This is a genomic window from Gordonia ajococcus (assembly GCF_012974285.1).
In the GTDB taxonomy this organism is placed as follows: domain Bacteria; phylum Actinomycetota; class Actinomycetes; order Mycobacteriales; family Mycobacteriaceae; genus Gordonia; species Gordonia amicalis.
Genome location: NZ_CP052884.1, coordinates 4,031,204 through 4,047,254, shown reverse-complemented (window position 1 = coordinate 4,047,254; position 16,051 = coordinate 4,031,204). Strand labels below are relative to the sequence as shown.

The 16,051-nt window shown below is 66.0% G+C and carries 8 protein-coding genes and 1 pseudogene; 4 read left to right on the top strand and 5 right to left on the bottom strand.

What is annotated here, in order from left to right:
* The first annotated feature begins 41 nt into the window (after positions 1-41).
* Together GAA2_RS18280 and GAA2_RS18275 are read left to right on the top strand one after the other, a co-directional pair.
* Positions 42-1,247, top strand: a complete 1,206-nt coding sequence (locus tag GAA2_RS18280) for a sensor histidine kinase (protein WP_230461830.1) — start codon at positions 42-44, stop codon at positions 1,245-1,247.
* The gene (locus GAA2_RS18275) at positions 1,244-2,389 is read left to right on the top strand and encodes a hypothetical protein (RefSeq protein WP_075864016.1); all 1,146 of its coding nucleotides are present in this window, start codon (positions 1,244-1,246) and stop codon (positions 2,387-2,389) included. Before GAA2_RS18280 ends, GAA2_RS18275 begins: the two co-directional genes overlap by 4 nt.
* A gap of 10 nt (positions 2,390-2,399) precedes the next feature.
* On the opposite strand, the gene GAA2_RS18270 is transcribed toward GAA2_RS18275, so the two are convergent.
* Positions 2,400-2,786, bottom strand: coding sequence for a GNAT family N-acetyltransferase (locus GAA2_RS18270; protein ID WP_075864017.1), 387 nt, complete (start codon positions 2,784-2,786; stop codon positions 2,400-2,402).
* Between the two features lie 4 nt (positions 2,787-2,790).
* Positions 2,791-2,928 (bottom strand): annotated as a pseudogene (locus GAA2_RS23260) (phosphoribosyltransferase); the annotation flags it as partial.
* A 230-nt stretch (positions 2,929-3,158) separates the two neighbouring features.
* On the opposite strand from GAA2_RS23260, the gene GAA2_RS18265 reads away from it, so the two are divergent.
* Positions 3,159-4,073, top strand: coding sequence for a polysaccharide pyruvyl transferase family protein (locus tag GAA2_RS18265; protein ID WP_075864018.1), 915 nt, complete (start codon positions 3,159-3,161; stop codon positions 4,071-4,073).
* Positions 4,074-4,194: 121 nt separating this feature from the next.
* Here the strand turns inward: GAA2_RS18265 and GAA2_RS18260 are convergent, their stop codons facing one another.
* Genes GAA2_RS18260 through GAA2_RS23390 form a run of 3 tightly spaced genes read right to left on the bottom strand, consistent with a single transcriptional unit; the run spans position 4,195 to position 6,973 of the window.
* Positions 4,195-5,040 (bottom strand): ABC transporter permease, encoded by an 846-nt coding sequence (locus tag GAA2_RS18260; RefSeq protein WP_187346539.1) that lies wholly within the window; start codon positions 5,038-5,040, stop codon positions 4,195-4,197.
* Entirely contained in the window at positions 5,037-5,828 is a 792-nt protein-coding gene (locus GAA2_RS18255) for an ABC transporter permease (protein WP_075864020.1), read from the bottom strand. Before GAA2_RS18255 ends, GAA2_RS18260 begins: the two co-directional genes overlap by 4 nt.
* Positions 5,825-6,973, bottom strand: a complete 1,149-nt coding sequence (locus GAA2_RS23390) for an ATP-binding cassette domain-containing protein (protein WP_407043650.1) — start codon at positions 6,971-6,973, stop codon at positions 5,825-5,827. The genes GAA2_RS18255 and GAA2_RS23390 overlap by 4 nt, the downstream gene beginning before the upstream one ends.
* 985 nt (positions 6,974-7,958) lie before the next feature.
* Here GAA2_RS23390 and GAA2_RS18245 point away from each other — a divergent pair.
* Positions 7,959-15,986 (top strand): amino acid adenylation domain-containing protein, encoded by an 8,028-nt coding sequence (locus GAA2_RS18245; RefSeq protein WP_139319583.1) that lies wholly within the window; start codon positions 7,959-7,961, stop codon positions 15,984-15,986.
* The last annotated feature ends 65 nt before the right edge of the window (positions 15,987-16,051 follow it).

The window sequence follows — 16,051 nt, the reverse complement described above, 5'->3', positions numbered from 1 at the left end:
CGGGGGTCGACGCGCGGCGTGGGTCAGGCGGGACGGACCTTATGGCGGAGTTGATCGATCGCCTCCGCCGAGACCTCGGTCGCGGTATCCGAGAGGACGCATCGGATCTCGACCGGCAGAAGAGGATCGGCTGCCGGTTCGTCGGTTCCGGGTTGCTCGCGTTCTGTGCCGTGATGTTCCCGGTGGCGATCGCCCGGGCAGATCTCGCGGCCGCGTGGTGGACGCCGGTGAGTCTGGTGCTGGTCGTCCTGCCGGCGACCTTGTTGGTGGCTTCCACCTTCCTGACCGTCCCGCGGGCTTTGTTGACACTCGTGTGTGCCTGCGCCCTGGGCTATCTCGTCGCGACGCTGCTGTGGTTCCCGGCCTGGCTCGGTGAACCGGACGAGGAGGCCCGCTGGGCGGTGTGGTTGTTCCAGTTCCCCTCGGTGTCGAGCTTCGGGCTGGTCGTCATGCTCCGCACCGGCATGGCGGTGACGAATCTCGTCGTTGCGACCTTCGCCGTTCACGTGGCGAATCAGATCGCCCGCTACGGTGAGCTCCGGCCGGCTGAACTGTTGAGTGTGCCGCTGTCGGCGGCGCTCGCCGGGGTGTTCCTGGCGGTGGCCGTGTCCGCGGTACGAAACGTCCGTGCCCTCGATGAGCGGCATCCCGCCGTCCTGGCGATGACCGCCCGCGCCGCGGCGAACGCGGCGCAGGAGGCGGAGCGCTCCCGGTTCGACGCGCTAATCCACGATCACGTGATCGCCACCCTCCTGGCGGTGCGCCGGGGGCCGCCGGATCCGCGCCTCGCGGCGCAGGCGGTGTCGGCGCTCGCGGAACTGGACCGCAGCACCGTGCCGCCGTCGGAGTTCACCGCCGCGACGTTCTCCTCCCGTACTGAGGACGCTGTCGTCGCGATGAGCGACCGCGCGTCGTGTACACACGTGATCGCCTCACCCGCGGCGAGCTATCCGGCGCAGGTGGTAGCGGACATGGTCGACTGCGTGGCCGAGGCGACCCGGAACTGGATGCGCCACGGGGGCGCCGGTTCGCGCTGCGAGGTCGCCGCCGAATTCAGGGACGGCTTCGCCCGAGTGTCCGTGGCCGACAACGGGGTGGGCTTCGACCCGGCTCTCGTCGATCCGCGGCGATTCGGCATCGCAGTCGGCATCCGGGCACGGATGGCCGGTCTGCCGGGCGGCAGTGCGGAGATCGACAGCGCGCCTGGAGAGGGCACGGTCGTGACGGTCGAGTGGAGGCGCCCATGACCTCGCAACCGCCGCCGGAGGACCCGATGGACCTCGATACGACGACCCTGAACCTGTTCGGACTCGGTTCGCCGCTGTTAATCAGGGCACTCGTCATCTTCGCGAGCATCTACGTGGTCGCGGTCATCGGCGCGGGTCGGGAGATCCGATCGGCCGCGACGTGGGTCGCGCTGGCGGCGGGTTTCGTCATGTTCGTGTCAGCCGCATCGATGCTCATGCGATACGGCAGGTCGACTCTGCCCAGGCGCACCGCCTTGGCGGTGACGACGCTCACGGTGGCCGGACTCACGACGTCGTTTTGGAGCCTGCCGCTCGACACGTACCTCACGGTGCAGACATCACCCATGACCTCGGCGATGACCATCATCCTGGCGATGGTGGTGCTGTACCGTCGGCCGCTGTTCGCCTGGGTGGGGGCGCTCAGCGCGACCGGACTGGCAGCGGTCGGCGGGCATCTGACCGGCATCGGCTACGCGGTCGGGGCCGGCAACACCATGTTCTGCTATCCGGTCCTGGTGCTGGCGACGCTGTTCGGGCTGATGGCCATCCCGATGCCCGACCGCCTCCGCAGCCTCCGGGAACAGGCGTTCGCGCAGGCTGCGGAGGAGGCCGCGACGACGGCGTCGGCCTCTGAACGTCGACAACAGCTCAAACGACTCGACGCCGGCGCCCGTCCGATCCTGGAGCGGATCGCCGCCGGACACGAGTTCGGCTCAGAGGAGGCGCTCGAGGTGCGGCTGACGGAGGCTCACCTCCGCGACACCATCCGTGCACCCGGGTGGGATGCGCCGGAGGTGGGGGAGTCGGTGCGGGCGGTACGCCGACGCGGCGTCTCCGTGCGGTTGCTCGACGACGGTGGCCTCGACGACCACACATCGGACGACCTCGACGACGAACATTCGCCGGGAAGCCTGGCCCGTCGGATGCTCGTCAACGAGTTGACCGCCGTCGAGGCGACGATGGCGGTTCAGGGCAGCGTGACCGCCCGTATCCTGCCGTCGGGCCGCGAGGTGGTCGCCTCGATCGTCGTCGATGTGGGCTCGCACATGCGCAGGTCGGAAATACTTCGGAACGGCGGTGTCGCCGTCGATGCCACCCCGGTCGGTGACGTGGACACGACGGGGCCCGTCACTCCGGCGTGAGCGTGATCCCTCAGGGTTGCTGACGTCGGAGCCAACCGAGAACATCGGGTGTCACCGGCCGCGTGGCGTCGGTGTACTCCGGATGCTTCCCGAGGAACGCCGCCACCAGCGGGCACACCCCGACGATGGTCAACCCGCGTGACCGGGTGTCGTCGAGCGCCTGGCGGACCAGGATCGTCGCCAGCCCGCGGCCGCCGAACTCCTCGGCGACCTCGGTGTGGAAGAAGACCCGCTCGGTGCCTGTCTCGGGATCGGTGCGGTCGCGGTACTCGGCGAAACCGGCGACGACGCCGTCCGGCGTCCCGTCGATGGTGATCTCATAGCGCCGGCCCGGTGCGTTGTCGCGAACCGTGGTCTGCGCGCCCGTCTTGTCGGCGGTCTGCTCGTGTTGTGTCACGGACTCACCCTCCCACGATCGGGCCCTGGACGGACCACGGGAAGTTGATCCACTTGTCGGTCGTCCGCCACGTGTAGTCGGGGGCCGTGATGGTGTGCGGCTTCTTGTAGAGCACCGCGTCGCGAACTTCGGCGACCCGCCCATACCCTACCGCGGAATGGAAGTGAGGCTTGTCACACAATATCGACCGCTTCGGGTTCGTATGGTTCGGGCGGGGGCGTTCGCGGATCGGCCGAAACCCGCGGTAACTCGTACCGAGCATGATTCGCGTTGTGTACCACGTAATGAAAAGAGACTGGAACGATATCACATAGACGGATGCAGGTCTCCAGTGCATTTCGGCGCGCTATTTTCCTCCGTTAACGTTAGGTCATGATCCCTTACGCTCGGCGCCTGCTGGCGGATAAATTGAACGATCGGCGAGAAGGTGTCAAGACATTTTGGTGGCGCCGAGTCGGATTCGCTCACGACCGCCCGAACTTCGGTGATGAGCTGACCGCGCGACTCGTTCCAGAGATATCGGAGATTTCCTGCACGTGGGCCCATCCTAAACGGAGCGAGTTCATCGGGGCTGGTTCGATCCTCGAGATGGTGCAGGCGGCTGGGGCCCCCCGTGGATTGAAAGTGTGGGGTAGTGGGTTCATACAGGAGCCCAAACGTAAGCGTAAGTACGACTTCCCGGACTTCGACTTCTATGCCGTACGAGGGAAGCTGACTCTGGACCGGGTCCGCGCCGACCGGCGAGTGGCCCTCGGCGACCCGGGCTTGCTCGTCAGCAGGGTCTACCAGCCGGCGCCGGTCGTTCCGGGGCGGGTCGGCTTCGTCTACAACCATGAACACAGAAACGACCGGATTCTTCGCGCGCTGGCCCAAGCTGGACGAGTGGCGACTATCGACCCTTTGAGAGATCCGCGAGATGTGATCGTAGATATCACAAAGTGTGAATTCGTTTTCGCAACCAGTCTTCACGGCCTCGTCGTCGCCGACGCGTTCGGCGTGCCGAATGCGTGGGTTGCTTTGAAAAAACCACTCGGCGGCGGACGTTACAAATTCGAAGATTACTATTCTGCATTTGATGGCAATGCCGTGCAGCACAATGCTGCGATTGTGGAAGACGCTGACGCGATACAACAGCTGAAGGACGAATACACAGGGGTTCCCAACCTGCGGGTGCTGCAGGACGAGCTCTTGGCGGCATTTCCGTACTCGCCTGGACAGCAGGACGCGATCGAGTCGGCTCCCGGTCGTGCGGGCCGCGTCGATGGGTCGGCTCCCACTGGGATCTGATTTCCCGGGAAGGTACTCGAGCCAGGCGACCCCTCGAAGAGGACTCCGGTGCCCGGGCGCCGTCACCAGCAGACCGGACGGATGTCTTAGCGCGACGAGGCCGCACCAGCGTGAGGCCGTACTATCGTGAGGTCGCCGCCTGTCGGTAACCGCGTAGAGCAGGAACCGCGCACACCACCGTGATAGTCAGCGCCCACGCGATCACCTTGAGCATGTTCTCCGTGATCGGTCCCCCGGATGCGAGAGCACGCATGACCTCGATCGCAGGCGTCATCGGCTGATTCTCGACAATCGGCTGGAGCCAGGTCGGATAGGCCTCCACCGGACTGAACCCCGAGTTGAAGAACATCAGCACGCTCGACAGAAGGGACAGCATGGGTACAAGTGTCACGCTGGGCCGAACGTTGACCGCGACCGACAGGACGAATGTCGAGTAGGCGATCCCGAACATCAACGCGACACCGATTATCCCGATCGCCGCAAACGGGCCTTGCGTGAACCGGAACCCGATCAGCATTCCCGCCAACAGCAGGAGGACGGTTGTCACCACGATGCGGACCACCTCGCAGAGCACCCTGGACGTGAGGTCGGCGGCCCGATGGATCGGAAGGACGTAGAGCCTGCCGAGAAGTCCTGTCCCTCGCTCCTTGTTCAACCTGACGGCGCTCGCCAAGGACCCGAACATCGCGCTCACCAGGATGACGAGGGGAACCGTGCCGTAAACGCTGTCCTGGCCCGTCGCCTTTCCGACGGCATCGCCGAGGACCACCTTGAACATGAGCATGGTCAGCGCCGGCATGAGCAAAATCTGAAGGACCGTGGCGCGGTCCCGGACGAGGACGGCCAACTGGCGTCCGGTGAGGACCAGAGCCTGGTCGAGCAATGCGCGCGGTGACCGTTCGCCGGCCATCTCCGACGGCTCGGCGCCGCCGGCGGGAATCGGTGGATTCATCGTGTGAGTCGTCATCGAGCGATCTTCCGAACTCCGAGAGACATGAGCACGACCGCCAGAACCGCCAGTCCGACGCACCACCACAGCGAAGGCATCAGGATCTCACGCGTTGCGGTTCCTTCGTTCAATGCCCGCATGGCTGTCGCGAATTGCGATATCGGTTGATTGCGGACGAAGGGCCCGATCCAGTCCGGGAACTGGTTCTCGGGAACGAAACCTGTCGACAGCATCCCGAGTATCAAGATCGGTAGGGACAGCGCCTGACTCGTGGCTTCCGGACTTCCCGCGAGAAGGCCGATGGCGTCGGCGAGAACCGCGACGAGGAGGCCGACGGCCGCCGCGATGGCGAAGAGTCCGAGAGTCCCGGACACTCCGCCTTCCGCGCGCCACCCGATGACCAGGCTCGCCAATGTTGCGCAGACCAGTGAAATTGCGAGCAACACAGCGTTGACGCTCAAGCGTGCTAATACCGGAACAATCAGGGGCATCGGCATCGTCCGGAAGCGGGTGCTGATCCCCTTGGCCCCATCGAAAGCAGACCGCATCGCCGCAGACGACGCCATAAACCCCACTGCCTGCAATGTGATGATCGGCATGAGGAACTGCGCGTAATCCATTCCCGGGGTTGCGTTCATGATCGAGCGGAGCGGTAGGTAAAAACACACCGCCAAGAAAACAGGTGATATGAGCGCAAACAATACTTCGCCGGTACGGGTCATTCCGGCCAGGCCGCGAACCGTCAAAGCCCACCACTGGCCAAATGCGCTGATTCGCTCAGGAATCGCGTCGATCTGAATCGTCACGTCGCCGTGCTGTCTCGTGCGGGGTCGGTTAGCGACAGGAACACCTCGTCAAGGGACGGGCGTCGCAGCGCGATGTCGGAGAGCTCGATTCCCTCTGCGGTCGTCCGTCGGACAATCTCGACGAGCGTTTCCGCGCCGTGGGGTGCCGGCACCGCCACCGACAACTCGCCTCCCGAGTCGTCGTGGAGCGCGGAGAAGCCGCCGGTGTCGTCGCTGTCGATGATCGGCAAGCGTGCGGCCGGCGTGCGTGTCGGACCGATGAGATCGGCGAGTATTTCGTGGAGTCGGGGCAGGTCGTGAACGTGCTGGGGCGTGACCTGGCAGTACGAAGCGCCGGTCTGCTCCTTGAGCTCGTCCGATGTACCCTCAGCGATCACCCGGCCGCGATCGATGACCACGATCCGGTCGCTCAGGGCATCTGCCTCCTCGAGGTACTGCGTGGTCAACAGAGTGGTGACCCCACGGTCTCGAAGCCCGTTGACGAGACTCCACACTTCCTGCCGGCTTCGGGGATCGAGCCCCGTCGTCGGTTCGTCCAGGAACACGACCTGCGGCATTGTCACGAGGCCGCATGCGATGTCGATGCGGCGACGCATTCCGCCGGAGTATTCGCGGACGCGTCGCCCGGCCGCAGCAGAGAGGCCGAACTGGTCGAGTAGTTCATCGGCGCGAGCCCGTGCCTGGCTTTTCTTCAATCCCAGTAGCCTGCCGAACAGGACCAGGTTCTCCTGGCCGGTCAGCGATTCGTCCAGGGCGGCGAACTGTCCCGTCAGCATGATCGACCGGCGCACGGCTGGTGCGTCCTTGACCACGTCGTGACCCGCAACTGTGGCGGATCCGCCGTCCGGCGCCAGAAGAGTGCACAGCATGTTCACCGTCGTCGTCTTCCCCGCTCCGTTGGGTCCGAGTAGCGCGACGATGGAACCTCTGGGGACCGAGAAACTCACGCTCTCGACCGCGACCATGTCCTTGAACTTCTTGTGGAGGCCGTCGACACCGATCGCGATCACGGAATCTGCCGGCGGTTTCGCGTGCCGGTCCTGCGTCTCCCGGTTCTCGGGTGAAGGGTCGTCAACGGCGACCGTACGGGCCTCTGGCCGCGACGACGCAGGGGCTGGTGGGGCCTGCTGGGGCGCGGTGGACAGGTTGTGGTCCGGCGGATCGCCGGACCACACCGACGCCGGTGCCGGGGTGACGACAGGATCCCCGGACCAGCCCTGGCCGGAAACCGCGCTGTCGGTGTGGAGGGTCCCGGGTACGACAGATGAATGACCTGCGGTCGGGAGAGATGATTCGGGGGCGAGGGAGGGCTGCTGCCCGTCGTTCGCCTCTACCCGGACGCCGAACCCGCCGCGAGGCGCCCGTTCGCTCGTCGGTCGAGCGTCGAACCATGGAGACGGCTCGTGGTCTTGGCGTGCGTGACGCCCTGCCCGCGGACGCGATGGAGACGTAGCGCCGGGTTCGCGTGAGTCGGCACCGTTCCCTGGAGCGGTATCGGCCGGCTGGGGCCGGGGATCACCACGCCACGAGTCAACCGGGCGGGTGCGGTTGGATGACTCGTGTCGCCCCTGTGACACGTCGGACATGTATCTCCTTTTTCCGGCTCCCCGCGGAATCCGCCGGGTCGCCTCTCAACATACGCAGTCGTCAGGCAGCACGCGATCACCTGCGTGTCGTGGCGGGAGTAGTGCCAGAGGTCGAGAGGGGCACGGGCACCGGAACGTTGAGGTGGTCGGCTACGGGATAACGTGGAGGTTCGTAGTTGATTGTTTCAACGGTTGCCGCCAGGGCATTCGTCACATGCCGGATGACGTCGGCTCCAACCGGCGCGTCCATCGGTCGAATGTCACCCGGTGATGTAACGCAGGGAAGCAGGAATCCGAACAAACCACGTGGCGTTCGAGTGCATGGGAGTGTTGACCGCGGAAAATCGGATGATCACGGTTGATAGTTGCGAATCGACGGCGAGGCCGTGGTTGAGTTACGAACTGGACTATACGAAGGGGCGACTGAGTGACATCGCGTGTTACCAATTTGGTTCCGTATGGCTCATAATCAGGAGTTCGTGTGTCCGAATTGGTCACAAGTGACCATGAAATGTCGAGAGATGAGGCGCACCACGTGCACGATATGAACCCGGCGGGAGGTCCGACACAGCCGTCGAAGGTGCCGCTGACCGCGGCGCAGCGCGGAATGTGGTTCGCCGAGCGGCTCTCCTCCGGCTATTCGGTCAACATCGCGCAGTACCTCGACGTCAGGCACGCACCCGGAGGCTTCGACCAGAAGCTGCTGCGAGACTCGCTCGAAGAGGCATCGATCGCCAATCAGTCGCCCTACCTGCGAATCCTCGAGGAGGACGGCGAGCCCTACCAGATAGTGGACCTGGACAACTGGGGCCATGAGATGACGTATGTGGACGTGCGCCACGAATCGGACCCGTTCGAAGCGGCCCGCCGTTGGATGCACGACGATTACCAGCGTCCCCTCGATCTCGCCACCGATCCACTCGTCGTCACGTGCCTGATCCGTGTATCGGACGAGCGCACATTGTGGTACACCCGCGGTCACCACATAGTGATCGACGGTTACGGGGCGCTGACACTCATCCGCCAGACGGTCGAGATCTACAACGCGAAGATCGAAGGCCGCGAGTTCGACGAGAAACCGCCCGCAACCATCGCGGAGATCGTCGCTGACGACGAGAAATATCGCGCGTCCTCACGTCGCCAGACCGACGGTGAGCACTGGCGGGCCCGGACGGCCGACCTGCCCGAGCGCGTCACCCTCTCGACTCGCGGCGCCACAGCTCCGCTGACCCCCGTCAACCTGGTCTCATCGACCACGCTTCCGGCCGACGAGCAACGCCGTCTCGAGGTCCGCACCTCCGAACTCAACACGTCGGCCGCGGTCGTCCTCACAGCGGCGTTCAGCGCGTTCCTGGCCCGGATGACCGGGAAGGACGATGTGGTACTGACCCTCCCGGTGACCGGCCGCGCCAGTGCGAAGGTCAAACGCGGAGGCGGCATGGTCGCCAACCTTCTGCCGGTCCGGACCGCCGATGTCACCGAGGGCTCCGTACGGTCGTTGATCGAGAAGGTACAGATCGAACTGACCGGCGCACTTCGTCATCAGCGGTACCGCATCGAGGACATCCGTCGGGACGCGGGCCAGCTGGACTCGGCGTCGGCGTCGTTCGGCCCCGTCGTGAACATGATGTTCTTCGACAAGCCGATTGCGATCGCCGGTGCGACCACCGGTTATCACATCCTGAGCTCGGGGATTCTCGAGGACATGCTGCTGAATCTGTACCAGAGCAGCCCCGGTGCGCCGCTGGTGATAGACCTGCACGGCAACCCCGGCCTATACACCCAGGACGAGTTGGATGCGCTCCATTCCCGCTTCGTCAATTTCCTCGGCGAATTCCTGCGGCCCGAGGCCACGGATCGTCCGGTGGACGACATCGCCATCCTGACCGATTCCGATCGTCGTCTGCTCGAGACGCTTCCCCGCCCCGTCAGCCCGACCGCCAACGCCGACCGGACGATCATCGAGGTGTTCGGCGAGATCGCGCGACTTCATCCCGATCGGGGTGCGGTGACCGATTCTTCCGGCGTCACCCTCACCTATGGCGAGCTCGACGCCCGTTCCGATGTCGTGGCCCACGGCCTCGTCGCCCGTGGCGCGGGGCCGGGTGCGCTGGTGGGTGTCGCGACCGCGCGCGACGCGGGTCTGGTCGTGGCGATCATGGCCGTCCTCAAGAGCGGTGCGGCCTACCTGCCGCTCGACACGACCAATCCCGAGGACCGGTTGAGTTACATCGTCGGTGACGCCGCACCGGTTTGCGTGATCACAGATGGTCAGGACGGCGCGTGGCTCGGCGATGCGCCCGCGGTCACGCTGGAGCAGTTGACCGAATCCGGGCCCGGCGCATCGCCGTCGGCGGGAGTCCACTCCGGCAGTGGTGCCTATGTGATCTACACCTCGGGCTCCACGGGGCGTCCCAAAGGTGTCGCGGTGTCGCACCGTAACGTCCTCACTCTGCTGGACGCCGCGAACGAGGACTTCGACTTCTCGCCGGAGGACGTCTGGACCGTATTCCATTCGTACGCATTCGACTTTTCCGTGTGGGAGATGTTCGGTCCGCTGCTGAGCGGTGGCCGGACGGTGATCGTGCCGCGCGACGTGGCACGGGCTCCCGAGGAGTTCTTGGCGCTGTTGGACCGCGAGCGGGTCACCGTTGCGTCGCTGACCCCGTCCGCGTTCTACGTGCTCACCGACGCCCGGCGCCGGGCGCCGGCACATCTTTCCCTGCGGTACATCGTCTTCGGCGGTGAGGAACTGCGGTTTGACGAGGTCGCCCGCTGGTATGACAGCTTCGGTGACGACATCGCGCTGGTGAACATGTACGGCATCACCGAGACGACGGTGCACGTCACGTTCCGGCCGCTGGATCCAGAACTGGTGCGCGGATACAGCGGCAGCATGATCGGGCGACCGCTGTCGTCCTTGGCGCTGAAGGTCCTCGACCGCCGACTGCGTCCGGTGCCGCAGCATGCGGTGGGTGAGATCTACGTCGCCGGTGAGCAGCTGGCTCACGGCTATCGGGGTCGGCCCGGTCTGACCGCCACCCGGTTCGTCGCGAATCCCGATGGCTCGGGAACGAGGCTGTATCGCACCGGTGACCTCGGGCGTCGCATCAATGACGATGTCGAATACCTCGGTCGCGCCGACGATCAGGTTCAGCTTCGCGGGTTCCGGATCGAACTCGGGGAGGTGGAGACGGCACTGCGCGGGGTCGATGGAGTCACCGCGGCCGCGGCGGTCGTCGTCGACGGCAACGAGAGCGGCGGTGCCAAGCTCGTCGGATATGTCAGTGTCGAAGAGGGTTCGGCGCTCGACGCGCCTGCCGTGCGAGAAGGCGTCCGCAACCGCGTCCCGCAATACATGGTCCCAGACGTCGTGATGATGGTGGACGCCCTGCCGTTGACGGCGAACGGCAAGCTGGATCGCCGGGCGTTGCCGGCGCCGGTCCTCGCCGCGACCGCCGAATACGTCGCCCCCGAGACCGAGACCGAGACCGAACTCGCGGCACTGGTCACCGACGTCCTGCAGGTTCCGCGCGTCGGGATGCGGGACAACCTGTTCTCGGCCGGCGGGGACTCGCTCGACGCGGCCCGCCTGGCGGCGCGCATCCGCGACAATTTCCACACGTCGCTGCCGCTCAGCGAACTGTTCGAGAGCGAGGATTTCGCCGACCTCGCCCGTCGTATCGACCGCGCCGGTTCCGTACGGCTGCCCTCGGCAGCCGCCCGCGTCAAAGAACGTCCGGCGGTCCTGCCGCTGTCACCGGCGCAGACCCGGCTGTGGTTCATCAACCGGATGGATCCCGAGGCCGCGACCTACAACATGGCGGGCGCCGTCGCACTCGGGCCAGGTCATGATGCCGAGGCACTGCGCGCGGCCTTCGAAGCCGTCGTCGCGCGACACGAGCCGCTGCGTACCCGGTATCCCGCCGTGCACGGTGAGCCGACGCAGGAGATCCTGGATGTCGCCGACGTCGTCGGCGACATCATCGATCAGGTCCGCCGGGTCGCCGACGATGAGATCGACACCGTCATCGCCGAGGTGTCGGCCACCGGTTTCGACCTGGTTCGTGAAGTTCCCGTCCGGTGTGCCGTGATCGAGTCGCCATCAGGTCACACCGTGGTGATCGTCCTGCACCATGTGTGCGGCGACGGCCTGTCGCTGACCCCGCTGGTCCGTGACCTGATGCACGCCTACGACGCGGTGAGGCGCGGTACGGAGCCGGAATGGCAGCCGCTGCCGCTCCAATACGTCGACTACACCCTGTGGCAACGAGACGTCCTCGGCGATCGTGCTCAGCAGGGCTCGGTGGCCCATGACGAACTGGAGTTCTGGACCACCGAGCTCGCCGGACTGGACGACATGGTGGACCTCCCGACCGACCGCCCGCGCCCCGCGGTTCCAACCGGGGAAGGTGCGTACCTGGACCGCGAGATCGGCACCGATACGGTCTCGGCCATCGCGCAGCTAGCGGCCCGCAACCGGTCCACCCCGTTCCACGTGCTCCATGGCGCGCTGTCGGTGCTTCTCTCAAGGCTGTGGGGCGGCCAGGACGTGACCGTCGGGACGGCAGTGGCCGGCCGGGACGATCCTGCCGTCATCGACCTGGTCGGCATGTTCGTCAACACGGTGGTACTGCGGAGCCAAGTCCGTGCGTACGACTCCGCAGACGAGATCGTTGCGAAGAGCCGTCAGGTCAGTGCCCGCGCCCTCGCACACGCTCACGTTCCCTTCGAGCAGGTCGTCGAAGCCGTCGCACCCGAGCGCGCCCTGAACCATTCGCCGCTCTTCCAGGTGATGATGACCTGGAACCACGACCGCCTCGGCGCGGTCGAGGGCGGCTTCGGCGCCCGATTGCTCGACGCCCGGGTGCCTGCCGCGAAGTACGACCTCCACATCGCTTTCACCCAGGTCGATCGTCCCGACGGGTCGCGCATCGTCGCGGAGTTCGGTTATGCGACTGATCTCTTCGATCGCTCGACGATCGCCGAGGTCGCCGCGGAGTTCGAGCGCGTCCTGAACGCGATGGTGTCGAATCCGACATCACCGGTCGGTCGCATCGATCTGCTGGACGCGCGTCGGGCCGCCGAGGTGACGGCGGTGGAGGCGCCGGCTCGCCCGCGCACCTTCCGTGACGTCCTGGGGGATGCGGCCCGGGAACCGGGCCGGTCGGTGGTTGCCCTGTCGGGGGACACGACCGTCACCCGGGAGGTCTTCGAGGCACGGACCAACCAGATCGCGCGTGAGCTCATCAGGCTGGGCGCACGTCCGGGCGACGTCGTGGCAGTCGAGATGCGCCGATCGGTGTTGTCGATAGTCGCGACGGTTGCGGTCATCAAGTCGGGTGCGGCCTTCGTGCTCGTCGACCCGACCTATCCGGCGGATCGTCGCGAAATGCTCCTCGAGACCGCTGGTGCGCGAATCGGCCTCGCCAAGGCCGGGCACGCACCGACACAGCGCACCGGTATGCAATGGCTCGAGCTCGACGGTCCGGGCACCGAGATGCAGGTCGCCGGGCACAGCGGTGCACCCATCTCGGATTCGGAGATGCCGGTACCTGCGGGTCTCGACCATCTCGCGTACCTCGTGTTCACGTCCGGATCCACCGGCCGCCCGAAAGCGACGGCGGTGAGCAATCGCCAGGTGGCGAACCTCGCGGTCAGCGCGTTGAAGCGTTTCGGAGTCGATTCGCAGAGCAAAGTCCTCCACGTCGCCGCACCGAGTTTCGACGTCTCGATCCTCGAACTGCTGTTGGCGATGTGCGCCGGCGCCGAACTCGTCGTGGCGGGAGCAGACGACTATGCGGGTGCGGCACTGACGAAGGTGATCAACGACGGTGGTGTCACCCATTCGATGATGACCCCGTCTGTGCTGACGACGATCAACCCGGCCGACGTCCCGACGCTGCAGACGATCATGGCCGCCGGTGAAGCGTGCAGCGTGGAACTGGTCCGTCGCTGGGCGGGCCGACGATTCTTCAACGCGTACGGGCCCACGGAGGCGACGGTCATCGCGACAGTGGACGGCCCGATGTCCCTCGACGACCACGTGACCATCGGCCGGGCGTGGACCGGCGTCGGAGCCCTGGTCCTGGACTCCGCACTGCGCCCCGCCCCGGATGGGGTCGCAGGCGAGCTCTATCTCACCGGCGATCAGGTGGCGCTCGGCTATCTTCACCAGACGCCGTTGACCGCAACGCGTTTTGTGGCCAACCCGTTCGGTTCGGGACGGATGTACCGAACCGGCGACCGGGTGACCCGACGTCCCGACGGACGCATCGTCTACCACGGACGCAACGATTTCCAGATCAAGATCCGTGGTCTGCGCATCGAACCCGGCGAGGTGGACGCCGTGCTCGAGGACCATCCGGACGTGGTCACCTGCCTCAGCGTGGGCATGCCGGGACCGGGCGGGGAGACCCTGCTGGTCACCTACGCGACCACGACGCCCGGGTCCTGGGTGGGTCCGGATGCGCTGCTGGAGTTCGCTGCCGAGCGCCTGCCGCGTCACATGGTCCCGCACACCGTGGTGCTTGTCGACGAGTTCGAACTGACCCCGGTGGGCAAGATCAACCGCAAGGCACTCCCGCCTGTCGACCTGAGCTCGACAGCCGAGTACGTCGCCCCGCGGACCCAGATGGAGTCGGTGATCGCCGGGGTGTTCGCCGAGGTGACCGGCGGGGACCGGGTCGGTGCGACCGACGACTTCTTCGGTCTGGGCGGCACGTCGTTGTCGGCGGTGAAGGTCACCACCCGTCTCGGGGAGGTGCTCGACCGCACCATCTCCGTCCGGGAACTCTTCGAAGCCGCCACGGTCGCGGAGCTCGCCGAGCACCTCTCGACCCCCGAGGCGGGCGAGGCACCGCCGCCTCTGCGCCCGCGCAGCCGGGCCGAGCTCGTTCCGGTGTCGACGATCCAGCGCGGCATGTGGCTGCTGAACCAGGCCGCACCCGAGTCCGCCGCGTACAACGTGGCGCTGGCCCTGCGTGCCGAGGGTGAGTTCGACCACGAGGCGATGCGGCTGGCGGTCATCGACGTCCTGACGCGGCATGAGTCCCTTCGCACCACCTACCCGATGATCTCGGGTGAACCGGCGCAGGTGATCATCCCACCGGAGTCGGTGGTGGGTCAGATGGACTTCCGGACGATCCGGGTCGAGGGATCTGTCGAGGCGGCCATCGCAGCCGTGACCGGCGAAGGCTTCGACGTGACGAGCCAGCCGCCGGTTCGGGTTGCAGTGCTCGAGGTCTCGCCGACCGACCACGTGCTCGTCGCGGTCGTCCACCACATCTGTGGTGACGGTTCCTCGATGGCACCGATGGCCCGTGATCTGATGGCGGCGTACACGGCGCGTCGTCACCGTCGCGCGCCCCAGTGGTCGCCGTTGGAGGTGCAGTATGCCGACTTCACGTTGTGGCAACTGGAGAAGCTCGGCCGGGTCAACACCGACGGGCGTACCGAGGCGCAGTCCCAGCTCGACTACTGGACGGGCCGGCTCGCCGGTGCGCCGGAAGTGATCACCCTGGCGACAGACCGCCCGCGGCCGAAGACGCCATCGTATGAGGGTGGTCTCGTCGAGTTCGAGGTCGAGCCCGAACTCGTGCGTTCGCTCGAGAAACTGGCACGGGAGAACAACAGCACCCTGTTCATGGTCGCGCACGCAGCCTTCGCAGCCCTTCTCACGCGGCTCTCCGGACAGGACGAGGTCGTCATCGGCACGCCCTATGCCGGACGAGACGATCGGGCACTCGACGATGTCGTGGGCATGTTCGTCAACACGCTGGCGCTACGCACGCGGGTGGAGCCCGACGAGACCTTTGCCGGCCTGCTGGAACGGGTTCGCCGTCAGGATCTGGCCGACATGGCGAACGCAGACGTGTCCTTCGAGACGATCGCATCGGCGGTGCTGCCGGCGCCCCCGACAGCCTACAATCCGATCTACCAGGTCATGTTCGCATTCCAGAATCTGGAGTTCCCCACCATCGAACTCGAGGGCCTGCGGGTGTCGCACATTCCCGAGGAACTCGTCAGCGCGAAGGTCGATCTCCAGCTCACCGTGTACCCGGCAGGGTCGCCCGCCTGGGGAGATGCCGACGGCCCCATGCGAGGCCAAATCCACTACGCGACTGACTTGTTCGACGCTGCGACGGTGGACAAGCTGGCACAACGATTCGTGCAGGTTCTCGAGGCGGTGGCCGCGGACGTCGACTGTATAGTCGGAGACATCGTGATCCACACCCTTTCCGAGCTCGTCGACTCCGCCGAAGACAGCCGTGTCGACCTGAGTCTTCCGGCGCTGGTGGCGTCGGCGGCACAGCTCGAGCCCACTGCCGAAGCGATCGAGAACAACGGCTCGCAGATCCAGTTCGGGCAGTTGTCGTCGGCGGCGACCGCGATGATGGGCGTGATCCCCGGTTCCGATGAAGATGCGGCGCTGACGATGGCGTTGATGAGCAGTGTGCCCGGCCTGGCGGCCCAGGGGCCGGCAGCGCTCGACACCGTCCTCGCGCAACTACGTGACAACGCCGAGCGAATCGTGAGTGCGGGCCGACCACAACAGACCACTACGCAGTGACCGCCGCTGAATCAGGAGGATCAGAAATTTCTCGTCCATGGGGATCCAGCCCGGCGACACTGAAC

Bases quoted from the DNA above. Each gene is read 5' to 3' on its own strand.
- GAA2_RS18280 (WP_230461830.1), top strand. From the start codon at position 42: ATGGCGGAGTTGATCGATCGCCTCCGCCGAGACCTCGGTCGCGGTATC.
- GAA2_RS18275 (WP_075864016.1), top strand. From the start codon at position 1,244: ATGACCTCGCAACCGCCGCCGGAGGACCCGATGGACCTCGATACGACG.
- GAA2_RS18265 (WP_075864018.1), top strand. From the start codon at position 3,159: ATGATCCCTTACGCTCGGCGCCTGCTGGCGGATAAATTGAACGATCGG.
- GAA2_RS18260 (WP_187346539.1), bottom strand. From the start codon at position 5,040: ATGACGACTCACACGATGAATCCACCGATTCCCGCCGGCGGCGCCGAG.
- GAA2_RS18245 (WP_139319583.1), top strand. From the start codon at position 7,959: ATGAACCCGGCGGGAGGTCCGACACAGCCGTCGAAGGTGCCGCTGACC.